This window comes from Pseudomonas sp. 14P5.3.2 (assembly GCF_057799175.1).
The window spans coordinates 41,765-59,070 of the sequence record NZ_JBYOKU010000024.1; the positions used below are offsets into that span (position 1 = coordinate 41,765).

The window sequence follows — 17,306 nt, forward strand, 5'->3', positions numbered from 1 at the left end:
CATCGGTCGGTTGCAAGCACCTTTCAAGGCACGCCGGGGCTGCTGGCGCGACGCTAAAAAGGCGCGGCAGTATACCGCGCCTCTTCGGGGCATACACGCGTCGGCAGTCATTCGTTGGTCGCATGGTTGGGCGAATATCGAACATCGGGTTTGCACTTCAATACCCACCCCCTCACCCCAGCCCTCTCCCCCAAGGGGGAGAGGGGGGAAGGGAGCCGATTTGTGGCGAATTCAAAACCTGAGTTCGGCATGATGTATCAGGTCGGCGTATCTCAAATAAACAATGCGGTCAGTTCCCTCTCCCTCGGGGAGAGGGCTAGGGTGAGGGGCTTTTGAGGCCACACTTTTGACGTCAATTTTCGAGCCCGAAAATCGGTGGTCATTTATCGACCGCCCCTCTAAAGTGGCATCCGGTCTGTAGAGTAGGACACTCGGTCAGCCTCCTATCGCACGGTGAGTCAACGATTGACCCATAACGCCATTCAACGCCTTTTGCTCAAGCGCTTTGCCCTCGCTGCCGCCACTTACGGATTGGCTTTGCTGCTGCTGTGGCTGGCGTTTTTTACCGGGCATTACCCGCAATCGTTGAACAGCGTGGCCATCGGCAGCGCGTTGGTGGTCATCTGCCAGGCCACGCTGTTTGCGCTGTTCTGGTCCGGGCGCAACCTGCGTTTTTCCGACCCCAGCATGACCGAAGCGCAAGTGTTGCTCGGGCTCGGCTGGCAGACCTGGCTGATCGCTCACCTGGATGAAGCACGCGGCGCGTTTCTGGTGTTCTACGTGCTGATCCTGCTGTTCGGTCTGTTCCATTTATCCCGGCGCGCGTTCATTCGCTGTGCGCTGCTGGTGTTCTTCAGTTTTTGTGCAATCACCCTTTGGGATGGCTATCACTTCCGTCTGCCGGATCCGGCGCTGGCGGCGTTGCAGGTGTGCATTCTGGCGATGGTGCTGGCGTGGCTGGTGATTTACGCACGCTTCGTTCAGGTTTCACGGCAACGCATGCGCCAGCGCCGGTTTGCCTTGCAGGCGCACCAAGACACCCTGCGCGGGATGATGCGCCAGCTCGAAGACCTGGTGGCCACCGACGAGCTGACCGGACTGTTCAATCGTCGGCATTTTCTGCGCCTGGCCTCACGTGAACTGGATGAGATGGAGCCGGGCGTGGTGCATGGTCTGGCGCTGATCGACCTCGATCACTTCAAGCGCATCAACGATCTGCACGGCCATGCCGCCGGCGACCAAGTGTTGCAGGCGTTCGCCGGCGTGGCGGGTGCCTGCCTGCGTGACGGCGACGTGCTGGCGCGTTACGGTGGCGAGGAGTTCGTGGTGTTGCTGCCCGACTGCGATGCCGAACGCCTGACGGCCTGTTGTGAACGCCTGCGCATTGCTTTTACCGACGTTGAACTGGTGGGCCTGAACGTGCGCAACCTCAGCCTGTCGGCGGGCATGACCCTGCTGGAACTGGGCGATGATCTGGACGACGCCTTGCAGCGCGCCGATCAGGCGCTGTACCGGGCCAAGCGCGACGGGCGCAATCGCTGTGCGGCGGCGTGGGAGAACGTGGATGCCTGAACTTCGGGTCGGTGACCGGCAATGGTCGGTGGCGGCGGGCAGCAATCTGCTCGACGCCCTTAACCAGAACGGCGTCGCGGTGCCTTACAGCTGCCGCGCCGGCAGTTGCCATGCCTGCCTGGTGCAGTGCGTGAACGGCCTGCCCGCCGACAGCCGCCCGGATGCCCTGAGCGCCGAACAGCGTCAGGAGGGCTGGCGGCTGGCCTGTCAGTGTCAGGTCACAGAAGACCTGCAGGTGCACACCTTCGACCCGATCAGCGACGGGCGCCCGGCGGTGGTCGAGGCGCTGGACTGGCTCAGCGACAACGTTCTGCGTTTGCGCCTGACTCCGCAACGTCCGCTGCGCTATGCCGCCGGGCAGCATCTGGTGTTGTGGATCAACCACATCGCCAGACCCTATTCGCTGGCGAGCCTGCCGCAGGAAGAGCGCTTTCTCGAATTTCACCTCGACTGTCGCCAGCCCGGCGAATTCAGCGATGCGGCGCGGCGCCTGCAGATCGGCGATCCGATCCGCCTCGGTGAACTGCGCGGCGGCGCGCTGCATTACGACCCGGACTGGCACACCCGACCGCTGTGGTTGCTGGCGGCCGGCACCGGGCTGGGGCCATTGTTCGGCGTGCTGCGCGAAGCCTTGCGTCAGGATCACCAAGGCGCCATCCGTGTCATTCACCTGGCCCATGACACGCGCGAGCACTATCTGGCCAAACCCCTGGCAGCGCTTGCCGCGCAGCGCGAAAACCTTAGCGTCGAGCTGTGGACGGCGGCCGACTCAGCCGCCGCTTTGGCGCAACTGCGCCTTGTTTCCCGGCAGACCCTGGCCTTAGTCTGCGGCTCAAGCGCCAGTGTCGACGCCTTTGCCAAACGTCTGTACCTGGCCGGACTGCCGCGCAATCAACTGCTGGCGGATGTGTTTCTGGCCCGCGGTTGAGCGCAGATCCTTCTCTGGTTGAGGGCGCTTCTGTGGCGAGGGAGCTTGCTCCCGCTAGGCCGCGCAGCGGCCCCAAAAGCCTGTGAGCGCTGCGCACTCAAGCGGGACGGTGCGGCGATCCGACAAGCTCCCTCGCCACAGATGAACCTTGTAACCAGCCATGTTGAGACACGCCATGACCGAAGCCATCCTGCTGGAACGCGAACGCGGTTTGCTCACCCTGCGCCTCAACCGCCCGGACAAGAAAAACGCCCTGACCCGCGCGATGTACAGTCGCCTCGCCGAGGCCTTGCAGCAGGCCGACAACGATCCTGAAATCAACGCCGTGCTGATCACCGGCAGCGCCGAGTGCTTCACTGCCGGCAACGACATCGCCGACTTCATCCAGCAACCGCCGAGCGACCTCGATAGCCCGGTGTTCCACTTCATGCTCAACCTGCTCGAATGCCGCAAACCGGTGATCGCCGCGGTGGCTGGGGCAGCGGTGGGCATCGGCACCACGTTGTTGCTGCATTGCGATCTGGTTTATGTCAGCCGCGATGCACGGCTGCGTATGCCGTTCGTCAATCTGGGGCTGTGCCCGGAGTTCGGCTCCAGCCTGATCCTGCCGCGGTTGCTCGGGCATGCCAAAGCGGCAGAGCTGTTGCTGCTCGGCGAGGGTTTCAGCGGTGAACAGGCGGCGCAGTGGGGCATTGCCACCGAGTCATTGGGCAGCGGTGAAGCGGCATTGAGCAAGGCGCGGGAAATGGCCATGCGCTTCGATGAACTGCCCGCAGAGGCGGTGCGTATCAGCAAGCAATTGCTGAAAGCGCCGGAGCGCGAGTTGATCCGTAAAGTGATCGAGGAGGAGGGCATGTTGTTCACCCAACGCTTGCGCTCGCCGGAGGCATTGGCGGCGTTGACCGGGTTTATCAAACGCCATTGAGATCTTCGGGTGGCTGTACTGTCCTCATCGCGAGCAGGCTCACTCCTACAGGGGGAACGCATTTCAAATGTAGGAGTGAGCCTGCTCGCGATAGCATTGAATCAGCCAACACATCTTCAGGATCAGAATGCAAAAAGCCCCGGCATTCACATGCCGGGGCTTTGATGAGTCAAGACATTAATCCGCGTGCAATAGGACGTCTGCCCAAATCACCATCTTCGGGGAATGAAGACATTATGATTTTTTCATGAGAAATAACTGTACTGTCGTAGGCAGGAACTATTGTTTCTCTGTATTCAAACCAGCCCCCATTGCCATATTCTTTATCGTGAGCGCCGTTGGCTAAAAAGCGAGTAACCGCATAATGGTTCAGGGTGCCTTTTTTTGTAATTCCTGTAACCAGAAACTTTCCACTAGAAAGAAAGTCTGCTTTGGAGAAGTAAGTGTCTTTTGAATTGATCCGGAAAAAAACGGGTTCTCCGCCGTTGAATTGAATGTTGGTGTGGCCATTTTCTTCGAGGCTGATTAATAAGCCCTCATGGCTGGTCGAGCCTCTTTCAACTTTCGCACCCAGACAGAGGATGCGATTGTTGGTTTGATTTGTCGTGCTTGAAAGAGTGAAGTAGCTGGTTGTATTGCTGGGTTTTATTAACTTGAATCCGTCCGTTTGAAAGTCAGTGATCAGTTGCCCCTCTTTATCGTGTTTTACCAGAATAATGGCTTCAGGGATGCCCCCGTACTCGTGCCTGACGACGCCGGCACTAATGTAGTCGCCTGTACTGGTGATCGTGAGGCTTCTAAGCACAGTAAAATTAAACTTGTCATGAGCGACTTTGATAAAGCCGGTTTTATTAAATGTTGTGTCAAGTTTTCCATCTTGGGTGACTCGGATTATAAAGCTGCAGCCTTTGAAGAAAGAGCCAGAGTCATGGAGTAACAAAAGACGTCCATCGGCAAGCATTATTGAATTGGAAGTGGAAGGTGTAGTTGTATTCGATTGGGTATGTTTGAGTAATCTCGAGTCGGCGATTTTCTGACGTTTTTCATTGTAAGCGTCTTTGTTTGATGAGTCCTCACTGACGTCAGGGGTATAGAAAATGAACGCTCCTTTTTCGCCAAATGTCTCATCAATGGTGCCGTTCAAATTAAGACGGATGATGGTTTTGTCGTATCTCGGACCTTCGTTGTAGTAACCATTTCTCCGCTCACCAGGATTTTTCCTTCTGAGAAAGCAATTTGCTCAGCGAGAAGGTCGGCTCGATGAGTGCCAATAGTTTGGCTATAGAAAAACCCGTTGTTGCCGAAACTCTCGTCGATAGCGCCACGCTGATCAAGACGGGTGACCGTGTAGAACGCGCCATGGTCGCCGTACGCCTCGCCAGCGACGTAAATCATGTCATCAGGCCCGACCGTGACCACGGTTGAATGGTATTTCGGATAGTCAGGAAGCGGTGAAGTCAGATACTTGAATCCGTCTTCACCAAATTCAGGATCAAGCTTGCCGGACATAAGTGAGGAACTCGACTGTTGGGAAGTCATGGCCATTTCCTTGAGATGAGGAGCAACAATGTTTACCGGAATTACTCAGGGCATCGCCCTTCAGTCAGGCAAGTACCGCAAGATCACTGGATTTCCAGGATTCTCGTTGTTGGGGACTAAGGGAATGGCACTCACGAGGATTTTTCCATCAACGGGTTGCAAGGCAATTCTCGCGATATACCTTCCTTTTCCATCGGTTGGTAGAGTTTGTTTGACGTAACCCTCTCCATTGGCAAAGTCGGCATCCAGTGTCCCGTTGCCGTTAAAGCGGGCTACGACAAGCTGGTGAGTCATGGGCATGAAAGTGCCTGTCGACCCCACGACGACAGACCGGCCGTCCTCTTGAAATGCGCCGGCCTCCCACTGTGTTTCCTTGGCCAGGGCCGTCAGCAACGGTCGACCCTGATGGAATTGAATGTTCGGTTCACCATTGGGCTCGGAGCTGATCAGCAACGCTTTAATATCTGGAAACGCGCCCGCTTTACCAACGCCGAGAATCCGTCCATTGTTCTGTCGGACAAGTTGTTCGAAAGTTGAATCCCGCACATCGAACACCACAAAACCGTTTTGCAACTTGCCAAACGAATTATCGGGCTCGCCATTCTTGTGCAAACAGGCAAGCATGGCATGGTGAGTTGATGCAGCGAGCGTCAAGCCTCCAACCACATATTTCTCTTGCTTATCGTCAACCAGCAAGCTCTGCAACAGACTCGTTGGATTATGAGGGTTTTTGATATGGATAAAGCCTGTAGGGGAGAATGTTTTGTCCGGAGCTCCCTCTGGCGTCAGGCGTATGATCCATCCATAGTAATGAATAGTGAGAATCTTGCCGTCACGCAAGATCACCATACCCGTCTGGTCAGCGGCAGAGCTTTCCAGAACTTCAATTGGTTGCGAGGAAAGCGAACCGAGTTCCAGACAGACTTGGCCATCTTCGCCAAACGTTTTATCCAGTGATCCATTTTCTTCCAATCGGTAAAAATAAGAAAAATTGGTAGAAATAGACGATGTAGATGTGGCGTGAACGATAATCCTGCCATCTTGCAAAGCAAACGAGGAAAGGCCGGCAAACTCGGGAAGCGGGTGTTGGAATAAACCGTTCTCGCCATAATCAAGATCAGGATCGCCATTTAGATCCAGACGGCCCAGGGTGAAGTAGCTGGAATTTCCTTTGGAGGAATGCCCGCCGAAATAGATCCAGGAATCCTTTGCCAGCAGTTGTTTGATATGGATAGTTCCGTAGTCCGGATTTCCGTTGACTATCGTCACAATCCCGCTGTCGCCGAAATCGGTATCGAGCATCCCGCCGTAGGTTTTTTGACTAGTCATTTTTTCGACCTCGTGCAATTGCAGAAAAAGCAGGTCGTCAGCTCATCGCACGATAGAAAAGCGTAAAAACTCTGAAGATTAATGATCGGACGAGGTTCGATTAAAAGCTTCCAGCGTCACCGGCACAACTGTCAGGTCTGACAGTTGCAGGTCCGCCCAGCAGGTGGTAGCGGGTAATAAAAAAGCCCCGGCACTCACATGCCGGGGCTTTGTTTTTTCAGCGAATCACTCAGACCTGTGGGTCGCCCACGTGCAGGATTTTCATGCCGTTGGTGCCGCCGGTGGTGTGGTAGCTGTCGCCCTTGGTCAGGATGACCCAGTCGCCTTTTTCCACAACGCCGCGCTTGACCAGCTCGTCGATTGCCTTCTGGCTGACTTCGTTCGGCGCCAGCGAGGCCGGGTCGAATGGCACGGTGTACACGCCACGGAACATCGCTGCGCGAGCCTGGGCTTCGCGGTGCGGGGTGAACGCGTAGATCGGCACCGAAGAACGGATACGCGACATGATCAGCGGGGTGTAGCCGCTTTCAGTCAACGCGATGATCGCTTTCACGCCCGGGAAGTGGTTGGCGGTGTACATGGTCGCCAGGGCGATGCTTTCGTCGCAGCGCTCGAATTCCTTGCCGATACGGTGGCTGGAAGTCTTGCTGGTCGGGTGCTTTTCAGCGCCGACGCAGATACGCGCCATCGCCTGCACGGCTTCCAGCGGGTACAGACCGGCAGCGGATTCGGCCGAGAGCATCACGGCGTCGGTGTAGTCGAGCACGGCGTTGGCCACGTCGGACACTTCGGCGCGGGTCGGCATCGGGTTCTGGATCATCGACTCCATCATCTGGGTCGCGACGATCACCGCTTTGTTGTGGCGGCGTGCGTGCAGAATGATCTTCTTCTGAATGCCCACCAGCTCGGCGTCGCCGATTTCCACACCGAGGTCACCACGGGCAACCATCACTGCGTCGGAAGCCTTGATCAGACCGTCGAGGGTTTCGTCATCGGCCACGGCTTCGGCGCGTTCGATCTTCGCCACCAGCCAGGCAGTGCCGCCGGCTTCGTCGCGCAGTTGACGGGCGTAGTTCATGTCGGCCGCGTCACGCGGGAAGGACACCGCGAGGTAGTCGACTTCCATTTCGGCGGCGAGCTTGATGTCGGCCTTGTCTTTTTCAGTCAGGGCCGGCGCGGTCAGGCCGCCACCGCGACGGTTGATGCCTTTGTGGTCGGACAGCGGGCCGCCGATGGTCACGACGCAGTGCAGTTCGGTAGCGGTGGCGGTTTCGACGCGCATGACCACGCGGCCGTCGTCGAGCAGCAGCTCGTCGCCCACGCCGCAGTCTTTCACCAGATCCGGGTAGTCGATGCCGACCACTTGCTGGTTGCCTTCGGTCAGCGGATGGCTGGTGGAGAAGGTGAACTTGTCACCGATCTTCAGCTCGATGCGCTTGTTGGCGAATTTGGCGATACGGATTTTCGGGCCTTGCAGGTCACCCAGCAGGGCGACGAAGCGGCCGTGCTTGGCGGCGAGGTCACGCACCAGCTTCGCGCGAGCCTTGTGCTCGTCGGGGGTGCCGTGGGAGAAGTTCAGACGGGCGACGTCCAGACCAGCCAGAATCAGCTGTTCGAGAACTTCCGGCGAGTTACTGGCCGGGCCAAGGGTAGCGACGATTTTGGTACGACGGACGGACATGCAAAGACTCCTGAGTTCAAGCGCCAGCGAAGGCTACTATGCTCCGAGGGTGTAGTCATTGTTCGAATGCACTACTTATCGTTTTCTTTATTGAACGTGGCAACTTTGGGACAAACGCGCCTGAAGATTTCCGACCAGGGGTCGATACAGAACTCAAGACAGGAGAACCCCCATGCGATTGTTGCCCATTGCCGCCCTTGCCCTCAGCGCCCTTGCCGCCTCGGGATGTACCCGTTGGGCGATGAACCACCATCTGAACAACGCCTACAGCGCCTATGACCGGGGCAATTGCGAGCAGGTGATGCTCGAACTGTCCAAGGTCGAACGCGACAGCCGGGCGCGTCCTTATGTGTGGCCGGAAGTGTCGATGATGCGCGGCCAATGCCTGGAACGGCAAAAAATGTACATCGACGCGGCGCAGACCTACCAGTTCATCATCGCCTCGTACCCTACCAGCGAATACGCCTTCCGCGCCCGTGCGCGCCTGGAAACCCTGCAGAGCCTGGGCCATTATCCGACCCGCAGTTCGGCAGCGGTGGTACCGGCACAGCGTTTCTGATGGTGGTTGTCATACAAAATCTGGCCTGTTGTACAAGCTGAGCTATAGTCCAGTGATCCGGTTCGGAGCCTGACTTTGAACCGGGGCAACACCTGCGACTGGTCGTTGTTGAGGCGATGGCGTATTGGCGACCATCCCACCGGAAGCGGGGAGAGCGCGGCTGCCATACAGGCGCGTTCCGAAGCAAAGGTGCGGCTCTGTGATGGAGCCTTGCATGGCGAACTGCGCATGTTTACCGACCGCCGAATCGAACGGCATCAGTTGCCGTACTTCCTCAGAGTGTTCAACAGCGTCACCGACAAACCCATCGGCTTTCTGGGCAACGTGTCTGAAGACGGGCTGATGCTCATCAGCCAGTTGCCGATGATGATCGGTGCCGAATTCCATCTGCGTCTGAAAATCCCCGCCAGCGATGGTTGCCAACAGGTGATCGACCTCAATGCGTGCTGCCTGTGGTGCCACGAAGACGCGACCCCCCTGCATTACGACGCCGGGTTCAGCCTGCAGCGCCCGCCCCCGGAATATGCGCAACTGGTGCGGGCATTGAAGCAGTACTTCAGTTTTCAGCCTCTGCCGGCGTCTGCCTGACGTCTGCGGTGCTCTCTCTATTGCCATCGCGGGCAAGCCTGCTCCCACAGTGTCCGGTGTTGATCACAGGAGGTGTACACACCGCCAATCCCTGTGGGAGCGGGCTTGCCCGCGAAGGCGTCAGCACAGACAACATCTGTCTATAGGCTAACCCAGAGCAATCGCCCGCTCACTGTCCAGCGTCTTTTCCGCCAGCAACAACCCCATCTCGCTCAACTGATAAATCGCCATTGCCAGATGCCGTGGTTTGTCTTCCAGGCTGTCCGCCAGATCCAGCAGCAGAATGCTCACCGACGAAAAGGTTTCGTAGGTCTGGATGGCGATGGCTTCGGGATTGAGGTCGGGGGCAACGCGGAACATCTGCATGCCGCGATCCACGGAATTGCGCGAGGGCGGTTCAGGTTTGAGGTAGTGATCGAGGGCACGCTCGGCGGCTTCGTGGAGCTTTTTTGAATCGGGGGATTGGTAGGGGGAGGTATCAGCCGGATTTGTTTCGGGCGGATTAGGGGTTGCTTTGAACATGATCGTATTGCCTCTAAGTCGGGCCACGACCGATTCGCGACTAAACGAATTAGGGTGGCGGCTGTAAGCAGGTTAGTCGACCGGGAGGCATACGAAATACCGGCGCGCCCGAGGGCGCCCTGCGAACAGCCACCATCGAGTGCGGGGATAGGGAATACCCGACTTGATGACGCTTATGCACATTCGTATACCCCCCGGGCGACTAAACCCGACCACTGATTGGCAGCGGCACGGACCACGTTACGGGGCATCACCAGAGCGCACAAGCCGGCGGATTCTGGCGGATCTGTAGGCAAAGGCGCAAGGCGTTGTAGTTTGCTGCGCGTGTCGAAGTAGGGCGTGGCAAGCGTTAGCTATTTTGGTGAGCAACCAACGTTTTTTTAGACGTATTTGATCTTTTCAACTGTCAGTTCTGACAGTGGTGACACGCAATCAGCGCACGTATGTTGATCCCACAACGTGAGCGACTGATTGCCCGGAGCACTGCTGACATGAACGACACGCTTGACGACGAAAAAGGCAGTACCTGGCTGGATGCCGAAAAAGTTCAGATCAGTGCTGCTCAGGTCACGGAAATGGAAGGCGGATCGCTCCGGGAGCAGGGCGACGGTGAGCAGTTTTCCGAAGTGTTCTGGGCGCAAGCGGTCGAAACAACGCTTTACCAGACCCACCCGCGGGTGCCGACACTGCAAACTCAGATGGTTTGCCAGTACCAGTTCGAGAACAACCGGATCTATGTGAGGACCTTGCGTTACAGGATGACCACGCGATATGGCCCCGTATACAGGGCAAACATAGATCTTGGCCTGCAGGCCGGCACATGGGTGCGCAAGAATTCCCCTGACGAAATGCGACAAGACGAGGAATGGCATAACTATGTTGTGTATATCGACTCCCCGCTCGGGCCTCCTGATTTTGGCGTTACCCTGGCAATCCGGGTCGACTATGACGGGCGGGATAATGACGTGGGCCCGACTGAAGGCTGGGGGCTGGATATTTACCCGGCGCAGAAACCGATCATCGAGGTACCCGCCAATAACGCAGAAGTGACGATGCCGTTCTCTGTGGCCGGAAAAAACGGCTTCTTTGGCGGCAGAATTCATCTGAAGTACCTGTACGACAATACTGAAACCATATTCCGCGAGCTGAATGTGGAGCAGGATGGAACCTGGGGGGGCACCACCAGCCTGCCGGACAATATCCTGTCTTTCCACGCCGAGCAGGTCATTCGCGGAGAGTATTCGGGTAACTCCAACACCGTCACCATCCGGGTGGCCCCACCGTACGTGGCACCCCGCATCGAGTCCCCGGCAAACGGTGCAGTGCTCAACCTGGCCAACGGCTTACTGATCAAAGGGCGCGGTACTCGGGGCAAAGTCATCGATGTGATGACACCCGGGGGCGCCGTTTTACACGCCACGGCAGTCGTCCAACCTGATGGTTCATGGGAAGGCCGATTCAACGAGGCCAACTATCCTGTCGGCGGACGCGTCGAAATGACCGCTGGCCACCGTGACATGAATGACTGGACCGCCGTGCAATCCTTCACGTTGCTGCTGCGGCCGACAATCACGACGCCGGCCGAAGGTGCGGTGACCGATCCGAGAGGCCCGATAGCAGGGGGCAGGGCTGTATCAGGCGCGATGGTCGAAGTCGTCAAGGATGCCGAGCATTCATTCAGGATTGGCCAGGGCACGGCAGGTGCCAATGGGGTCTGGAATGTCACAACGTTCATCCAGGACATGCCGCCCGGAGCGTTCACCATTGTCGCGCGGCAAACAGTGTCCGGCGTTGCCTCCGAGTTCAGTTTGCCCCATTCATTCAAAGTCCGCCCTCCAGCACTGACGGCTGTCAGCGTCACCTACCCATCCCTCACCACCGTCGAGTTCTCAGGTACCGGTTTCACCGGCGCCACGGTCGGGATCACGATCGTGAGCGGCCCGCAAGGTGCAACAGCGCCACCTGACGTGGTTGTGACCGCAGGCACCTGGAAAACCACTTCACAGAACTGGCCCATCGGTACCTACGAGCTGACGGCTGTGCAAAAAGTCTGGGACAACGTTGGAGGCTATATCCTGTCGCAGGCGTATCGGTTCACCGCTTCCTCGAAGCTGCTGCCGCCCACTGACATTACCCATACCGTGAACGAATACAGACCGACCTTCTACGGAAAGGGCATAGCGGGGGCATCGGTCCTGGTGAAGGATAAAGCTGACGGCACGGCGCTGGCTCCGGCAGCGTTGGTCACCGCTCAGGGCTGGTCGACCACGGCCAATGCGCCCTGGACGCCAGGTTCGACGCGCACGGTGCTGTTTGTGCAGACACTGGGTAACGCCGAGTCGGAGCCGGTGGAATACCCGGTCAAGATCGATCGTTACCCGGCACCGTTCGACCTGCGCTTCAGCGTTGTTGACTACATCCCGATCCTCACCGGCAAGGGCATCAACGGGGCGACGGTGGTGGTCACGGACAAGGTGACCGGTGCGCAGCTGGCGCCGCCGGCAACGGTAACATCGCAGAACTGGACGACGCGGCCTGCAAGCCCCTGGGAGCCGAACACGACCAAGGTCGTGCTCGTGGTTCAGAAGAACGGCAGCCTGGAATCCGATCCGGTGGAGATGAGCATCAGCGTGCCGTTAGTGGCGCCGCAGATCAGCGTCATCGAGGACGACGGGCTGTCGCCGAAAATCTCCGGCAGATGCTGGCCCGGCGCAGTACTGAGGCTGACCTACAGCGATGACACCACCGTGCATGACCCCGATGGCGCCAGTGGCAACTGGACCTTCAAACGCCCGGCCGGGTTTGCGCCGGACAAGGAACATACCGTCACGGTGATCCAGACCGTCGCCGGCACCCCTTCGCCGGCGGCCTCGCAAACCTTCCGGGTCAGTCCGGAAAAACTGCTCATCACCGAACCTGCGGAAAACACCGAGGCCGGTCGCACCCTGCTCGTGCGTGGCGAACAGGGGTTCAATGGCGCCACCTTGCAATTGCGCGATGCCCAGTTCGGTTGGGCATTGGGCGCGCCAAAAAAACTGACCAGTCACGGTGCATGGTTCGTTGAACTGAGCGGGCTGGAATTTCGCACCTACCAGATCGATGCCACGCAAACCATCGGCGACCGGCCTTCAGCGCGCAGCGATGTGCGCACTTTCGACGTGGTGCTGCTGCCGCCCGTCATCGAGGTGCCGGCACCGGGTCAGGCCCTGCCGCGCACCGCCATGCTCTCGGGAACCGGCGATCCCTATGGCCAGGTGTCGGTCTGGCGTGAAGGGGTGCCGGAACCGCTGCTCGATAAAATACCGGTCAGTGCCGAGGGCCAATGGCAGGCCGAGGTGGTGCTGCCGGTCGGCACCTACACCCTCAAGGCCAGGCAATTCCTTGATAACAGGGAGTCGAAGGACAGCCCTTCGCTCACCTACCGCGTGGTGCCGGCCGCACCGTTTATCGAAAGCCCGGGTCGGGACACGTTTGTCGGTCGCAGCGTGGTGGTGTCCGGGTTCGGCGATCCGGAGGACACGGTGACGGTGTCGCTGACGAACAGCAAAGGCTCGGTACTGGGCAGCGCCCCGGTGCTCGAGGATCGCACCTGGACGCTGACGCTTGCGCTGAGTCAGGCGGCTGGACGCTACAACCTGCAAGCGGTCTCTTCGCGCGACGGCTACGAGTCGGACGCTTCCGCTGCGCACCCGGTATTGCTTGGCACTTATCTGCCCGGGATTGATGAGCCGGCGGCAGGCGCCTGGGTTGCAGGACAGTTCGAGTTGGCCGGCACCGGCCGCGCGGGAGTGGGGCAGGTGGTGAGTTGGTACGACCCCGGACAGATTCTCAGCGCCAACATCGCCGTCACCGCGCAAGGCTGGCGCAGCCAGGGTGGACAAGGCCTGCGCGCCGGTGGCCACTGGTGCCGCTTCCAGCAGACCGTCACCGACGGCGCGGATGGCTCGACCCTGTCCGACTGGGTCGAGAGCGGACGTTTTGACAAGATCGCAACCCCACCGGGAGCCGGCCATGAATGAGCCTGTGATTCGCCCTGTCGAACAATTGCTGTCGCAGGTGTTCGATGCCGAACAGCGCAAGACCTACGCCGATCTTTCCACTTACCTTGAGAGCGGCGGTTCGATTTTTCCGCTGGTGGAGCGCGGCGTGCGCGGGCTGGTCCGGGACTATCAGCTGCAGCCCGAGGACGCCCAGGCGTTTCTGCGCAGAGCCAACGCCCTGGCGGTGTTCGTGCGGCGCCAGTTCATTGAACACACGTTGCGCGGTTCGGCCACCCAGCTCACGCGTCCTGACAGTGGGCTGTTGTCGATGGTGAACGGGCCGAGTTTCGAGCAACTGTTCAGCCCCGGATTCGGCGATTTGTGCCCGCCGCAGGCACTGGAATCGATCGCATCGCCGGTGGCCTATCTGATCGAGTTGCTGCGCTGGATCCGGGACTGGATCTTTGCCGAGGCTAAAGAGGGCAAGTTGGATTTGCATGATCGTCGCCAGGACCTGAAGCGTCTGCAGGTCGACTTCAGTGCGGTGCATCAGTCGATCTCGGCGCTGGACATCATCGTGCCGGTGCTGGAAACGTTCATCGAGGAAAACAAGGACAAGGACACGGATCTCGAAGACGCACTGATCACCGCCCGCTACCCCAACGGCCTGCCTTATTACCAGCATTGGGTCACGCTGGATTTCGCCGCCCGTCAGCAGGGGATGTCGGTGGGCAACTTTGCGCACATGGTGGATCTGGCCTATCCGTATTTTCTACAGCCCGAGGCCTGGGACAACGATGCCGGGCGGGCCCTGAGCCATGCCTCGCGGCTGGGGCCGTACCAGCGTGAGTTACTGACGCAAGCCCCCACCCCGGACGTGGAGAAGGAGAGAGAGGCGTATTACCTGCACAATTTTGGCGCGGGGAATTTGGATTGGCAGAACCTCAATCAAGTACCGTTTTTCGGTGAACGCACCCGCCTGAGCGCGCAAGACCTCGAGGCCTTGCTGTCGATTCGCGAGTTCGCCCCGACACGCTCGGCCCATGTCACCTACGCCGCAAGCGCGCCACTGGCGGGTGACGAGAGCCAGCTGAGCGGTTCGGTGTATCTCAATGCTGCCGAATCTCCAGCGCTGAGCATCAACTACAACGACGCAACGTTTGCGCATCGTCTGACCGAGGACCCGATCCGCATCGATCGCTACGAACGCATGAACCGCAAACTGCGTCTGGATCAATGGCTGGGCTTGCCGCCCGAACAGGTCGATGCCCTGCTGGTGGCGGCGATCAACGCAGAAAAACGCGGTAAGCCGCCACAATTCTCCTGGTGGATTTCCACCCACACGGTGCATGCCGTGGGCCTGTTCCAGTCACTGCGCGAGCGTTATGACTGCCCGGCCGAGGACTTTGCGGCGTTTATCGATGACCTGTCGCTCTATGGCCGTGGCCCGGTGCTCTCGCTGTTCGACCGTACTTTCAACAGTCAGGGCAGCTACCGTCAGCCGTTGTTGCTGGACAACGGATTGTTTACCGTGCTGCCGGGGCAAGGCGTGACCGACCTGACCGTCAGCCAGTTGTGCAGTGGCTTGAACATCGACCTGCAGACCTACGCTTATCTGGCGGTGGTCATTGCCCGGGCACATGGGCTGGGTGACCAGCTCACACGTACCCCGGAGGTGATTTCGAGTTTCTACCGCCTGGTGAAATTGCCACGGCTGCTCGGTATTACGCCGGTCGAAGGGGGGCTGATGCTGACCCTGCTGGGCGGTGAGAACTGGCTCAATGGGCTGGCAGGCAAACCGCGCATCATCGAGCGCAGTGACAACGATAGTGTTCCGGACGCGCTCAACCTGATTTATGCGTTGCACTCTTGCGTGTCCTGGTGCAGGGAGCGCGACCTGCCGGTGCAATGGGTATTGCAACAGGTATCGCCGCTTCAGGCATTGGCGGTTGCCTCCGAGGCGGAGCGGAGCCTGTTCGAGCAGCTGCGCAATCTGCTGCCTTCGGCACTGTTCAGCAATGCCGGGTTGCAGGCGGCGGGGGTGCCCTTGCAGCCAGGCCTGGACTGGCTGCATTTTCTCGGTGACCTGGTCGACGCTTCCGGACTGATCGTCAATTCGTCGTTGCCCGAAGCGGACTACCTGAATTTTGCCCGGGAAAAACTCGATCAGGCCATCAAGGACGGGCTCGGTGAGGTCGACGCCGACACGCTTGCGAGTATTGGCGAGCGCATGCTGAACGTGTTGTTGCAGGCGCGGGAAGCACAAGTCTCGGTCGCCCGGGAATGCCTGACGGTGTACACCGGACTTGATGCCGAGCGGGCACTGCGGGTGCTGAGCTGGGCGCAGTCCTCGGTGTATCAGTTGTTGTCGCAGGTGCTCGAACGCGCCGAGCGCGAAGCACTGGAGGCACGTGCCTCGGAGCAGCCGGATCCGTTGCTGAGCCTGTTGGCCGATCTGCGACGGCGCAGTGCGGTGGTGAGCAAGCTGGACCTGAGCGCGCGCCTGCTCGAAGACTTTCTGCAATACGGGCACAAGGCCTGGATCGATCAGGACGACCGTCACCTGCTGTCGATGCGCACTCTGTATTACCTGAGCGTGCTGACCCGGGCGTTCGAGCTGAGCCAGCAGCCGGCGGACAAACTCCTCGACTATCTGCGCCAGGTTCATGCCTTGCCCGGCTCCATCAGCGAAGATGCGCTGCGACTGGCCCAGCAGGCGGCCGTGCAGCGCCTCGCGGCGTTCTTTGACTGGAGCGTGCAGGAAGTGCGTGAGTGTGTCAGCCGCGTGGGGGCGGACGACGCGATCCTGAAGACCCTCAGCCAACTCGACTTGCTGATGCGTATTCGCGTCCTGGCCGAACACAGCGGCATGGACGCCCTGACGATTTTCCTGCTGGGAACCCTGCCGGAAACGGTCGACAAGAGTGCTTATGCAATTGCCGCCGAGCGCGCCTTGCTGAGCATTTCGGAGACGCGCACCCCGCTGGTGTCTTTCGCTGACGAAGTGCCTGAACCCCTCGTCAGCATGACCTGCACCGTCGACAAGACCGAGGTGGTGGCCAACAAGCCGGCAGACAAAATCGTCCTGACCGTGACGCTCAAGGACGCTGCCGACAAGGCGTTGAAAGGGGTCTACGTGTATTGGCAGACCACTTTGGGCACGGTTGCGACTTCCGCTACCAATGCCGACGGCGTGCTGAAGGTCGATTACGTGCCGGGCAAGGTCATGGGGCGAGAGGTGCCGTTGTTCTGGCTGGATCTGATCGACGCCCAACAGGCGCCGCCGCTGCAGGTTCTCGACGATAGCGCGACCCTGGATTTCCCGCCTTCGATGATGGCTCAGGTGCCCGTGGACCCGGTGCCGGCAGGGCTGGAGGTCGAGCTGTATGCGAGCCTGCGCGACAACTACCAAAACCCCGGCCGCCATCGCCCGGTGCGCTGGAACGGCGAGAGCAAGGATCCTTCAGCGGTTCTGGTGTTCCGGCCAGTGCAGAGTCAGACCGATGCGCAGGGCGTTACGCGGGTCTTTGTCTCCAGCCCGACCGGCGGAGAATTCACGATTACAGCCCTGAGCGATGCCAGCAACAGGATGGTCGAGTTCGACGCCATCACGTTCCTCGCGCCAACCACCCGATGAAGCCGTTCGTTGAGGGCGCGTGGATGCCCGTCCTCAGGAGAAACCG

The 17,306-nt window shown here is 59.3% G+C and carries 12 protein-coding genes; 7 read left to right on the forward strand and 5 right to left on the reverse strand.

The window, feature by feature from the left end:
* Window positions 1–465 precede the first annotated feature (465 nt).
* The 3 genes from AC27VU_RS19135 (at window position 466) to AC27VU_RS19145 (ending at window position 3,425) form a co-directional block, all read left to right on the forward strand.
* On the forward strand, window positions 466–1,572 hold the full coding sequence (locus tag AC27VU_RS19135; RefSeq protein WP_003227615.1) for a GGDEF domain-containing protein: 1,107 nt from the start codon (window positions 466–468) through the stop codon (window positions 1,570–1,572).
* Window positions 1,565–2,500 (forward strand): iron-sulfur-binding ferredoxin reductase, encoded by a 936-nt coding sequence (locus AC27VU_RS19140; protein ID WP_488724666.1) that lies wholly within the window; start codon window positions 1,565–1,567, stop codon window positions 2,498–2,500. The genes AC27VU_RS19135 and AC27VU_RS19140 overlap by 8 nt, the downstream gene beginning before the upstream one ends.
* Before the next feature lie 175 nt (window positions 2,501–2,675).
* Window positions 2,676–3,425, forward strand: a complete 750-nt coding sequence (locus AC27VU_RS19145; RefSeq protein WP_488724667.1) for an enoyl-CoA hydratase-related protein — start codon at window positions 2,676–2,678, stop codon at window positions 3,423–3,425.
* Window positions 3,426–3,594: 169 nt separating this feature from the next.
* Here the strand turns inward: AC27VU_RS19145 and AC27VU_RS19150 are convergent, their stop codons facing one another.
* The 4 genes from AC27VU_RS19150 to pyk form a co-directional block, all read right to left on the reverse strand.
* Window positions 3,595–4,584 carry a hypothetical protein gene (locus AC27VU_RS19150; RefSeq protein WP_488724689.1) on the reverse strand — a complete coding sequence of 330 codons (990 nt, stop codon included), beginning with the start codon at window positions 4,582–4,584 and terminating at the stop codon, window positions 3,595–3,597.
* Complete coding sequence (locus AC27VU_RS19155) at window positions 4,566–4,964, reverse strand: hypothetical protein (protein WP_488724668.1); 399 nt, start codon at window positions 4,962–4,964, stop codon at window positions 4,566–4,568. Before AC27VU_RS19155 ends, AC27VU_RS19150 begins: the two co-directional genes overlap by 19 nt.
* A 60-nt stretch (window positions 4,965–5,024) precedes the next feature.
* Window positions 5,025–6,293 (reverse strand): NHL repeat-containing protein, encoded by a 1,269-nt coding sequence (locus tag AC27VU_RS19160; protein ID WP_488724669.1) that lies wholly within the window; start codon window positions 6,291–6,293, stop codon window positions 5,025–5,027.
* Window positions 6,294–6,522: 229 nt separating this feature from the next.
* A complete protein-coding gene (gene pyk, locus AC27VU_RS19165) occupies window positions 6,523–7,974 on the reverse strand; it encodes a pyruvate kinase (RefSeq protein ID WP_003227610.1) in 1,452 nt (483 codons plus the stop codon).
* Window positions 7,975–8,146: 172 nt separating this feature from the next.
* Between pyk and AC27VU_RS19170 the strand changes: the two genes are divergently transcribed.
* Window positions 8,147–8,533, forward strand: coding sequence for a tetratricopeptide repeat protein (locus AC27VU_RS19170; RefSeq protein ID WP_262143666.1), 387 nt, complete (start codon window positions 8,147–8,149; stop codon window positions 8,531–8,533).
* 228 nt (window positions 8,534–8,761) lie between these two features.
* Complete coding sequence (locus tag AC27VU_RS19175; protein WP_045122830.1) at window positions 8,762–9,121, forward strand: PilZ domain-containing protein; 360 nt, start codon at window positions 8,762–8,764, stop codon at window positions 9,119–9,121.
* 147 nt (window positions 9,122–9,268) lie between these two features.
* Here the strand turns inward: AC27VU_RS19175 and AC27VU_RS19180 are convergent, their stop codons facing one another.
* On the reverse strand, window positions 9,269–9,643 hold the full coding sequence (locus AC27VU_RS19180; protein WP_488724670.1) for a DUF6124 family protein: 375 nt from the start codon (window positions 9,641–9,643) through the stop codon (window positions 9,269–9,271).
* 491 nt (window positions 9,644–10,134) lie between these two features.
* Between AC27VU_RS19180 and AC27VU_RS19185 the strand changes: the two genes are divergently transcribed.
* Complete coding sequence (locus tag AC27VU_RS19185) at window positions 10,135–13,662, forward strand: Ig-like domain-containing protein (protein ID WP_488724671.1); 3,528 nt, start codon at window positions 10,135–10,137, stop codon at window positions 13,660–13,662.
* Window positions 13,655–17,260 carry a Tc toxin subunit A gene (locus AC27VU_RS19190; RefSeq protein WP_488724672.1) on the forward strand — a complete coding sequence of 1,202 codons (3,606 nt, stop codon included), beginning with the start codon at window positions 13,655–13,657 and terminating at the stop codon, window positions 17,258–17,260. Before AC27VU_RS19185 ends, AC27VU_RS19190 begins: the two co-directional genes overlap by 8 nt.
* Window positions 17,261–17,306: the final 46 nt, after the last annotated feature.

Excerpts from the sequence above, each read along its gene's own strand:
- AC27VU_RS19140 (WP_488724666.1), top strand. The coding sequence starts at position 1,565 with ATGCCTGAACTTCGGGTCGGTGACCGGCAATGGTCGGTGGCGGCGGGC.
- AC27VU_RS19145 (WP_488724667.1), top strand. The coding sequence starts at position 2,676 with ATGACCGAAGCCATCCTGCTGGAACGCGAACGCGGTTTGCTCACCCTG.
- AC27VU_RS19155 (WP_488724668.1), bottom strand. The coding sequence starts at position 4,964 with ATGACTTCCCAACAGTCGAGTTCCTCACTTATGTCCGGCAAGCTTGAT.
- AC27VU_RS19160 (WP_488724669.1), bottom strand. The coding sequence starts at position 6,293 with ATGACTAGTCAAAAAACCTACGGCGGGATGCTCGATACCGATTTCGGC.
- pyk (WP_003227610.1), bottom strand. The coding sequence starts at position 7,974 with ATGTCCGTCCGTCGTACCAAAATCGTCGCTACCCTTGGCCCGGCCAGT.
- AC27VU_RS19170 (WP_262143666.1), top strand. The coding sequence starts at position 8,147 with ATGCGATTGTTGCCCATTGCCGCCCTTGCCCTCAGCGCCCTTGCCGCC.
- AC27VU_RS19175 (WP_045122830.1), top strand. The coding sequence starts at position 8,762 with ATGTTTACCGACCGCCGAATCGAACGGCATCAGTTGCCGTACTTCCTC.
- AC27VU_RS19180 (WP_488724670.1), bottom strand. The coding sequence starts at position 9,643 with ATGTTCAAAGCAACCCCTAATCCGCCCGAAACAAATCCGGCTGATACC.
- AC27VU_RS19185 (WP_488724671.1), top strand. The coding sequence starts at position 10,135 with ATGAACGACACGCTTGACGACGAAAAAGGCAGTACCTGGCTGGATGCC.
- AC27VU_RS19190 (WP_488724672.1), top strand. The coding sequence starts at position 13,655 with ATGAATGAGCCTGTGATTCGCCCTGTCGAACAATTGCTGTCGCAGGTG.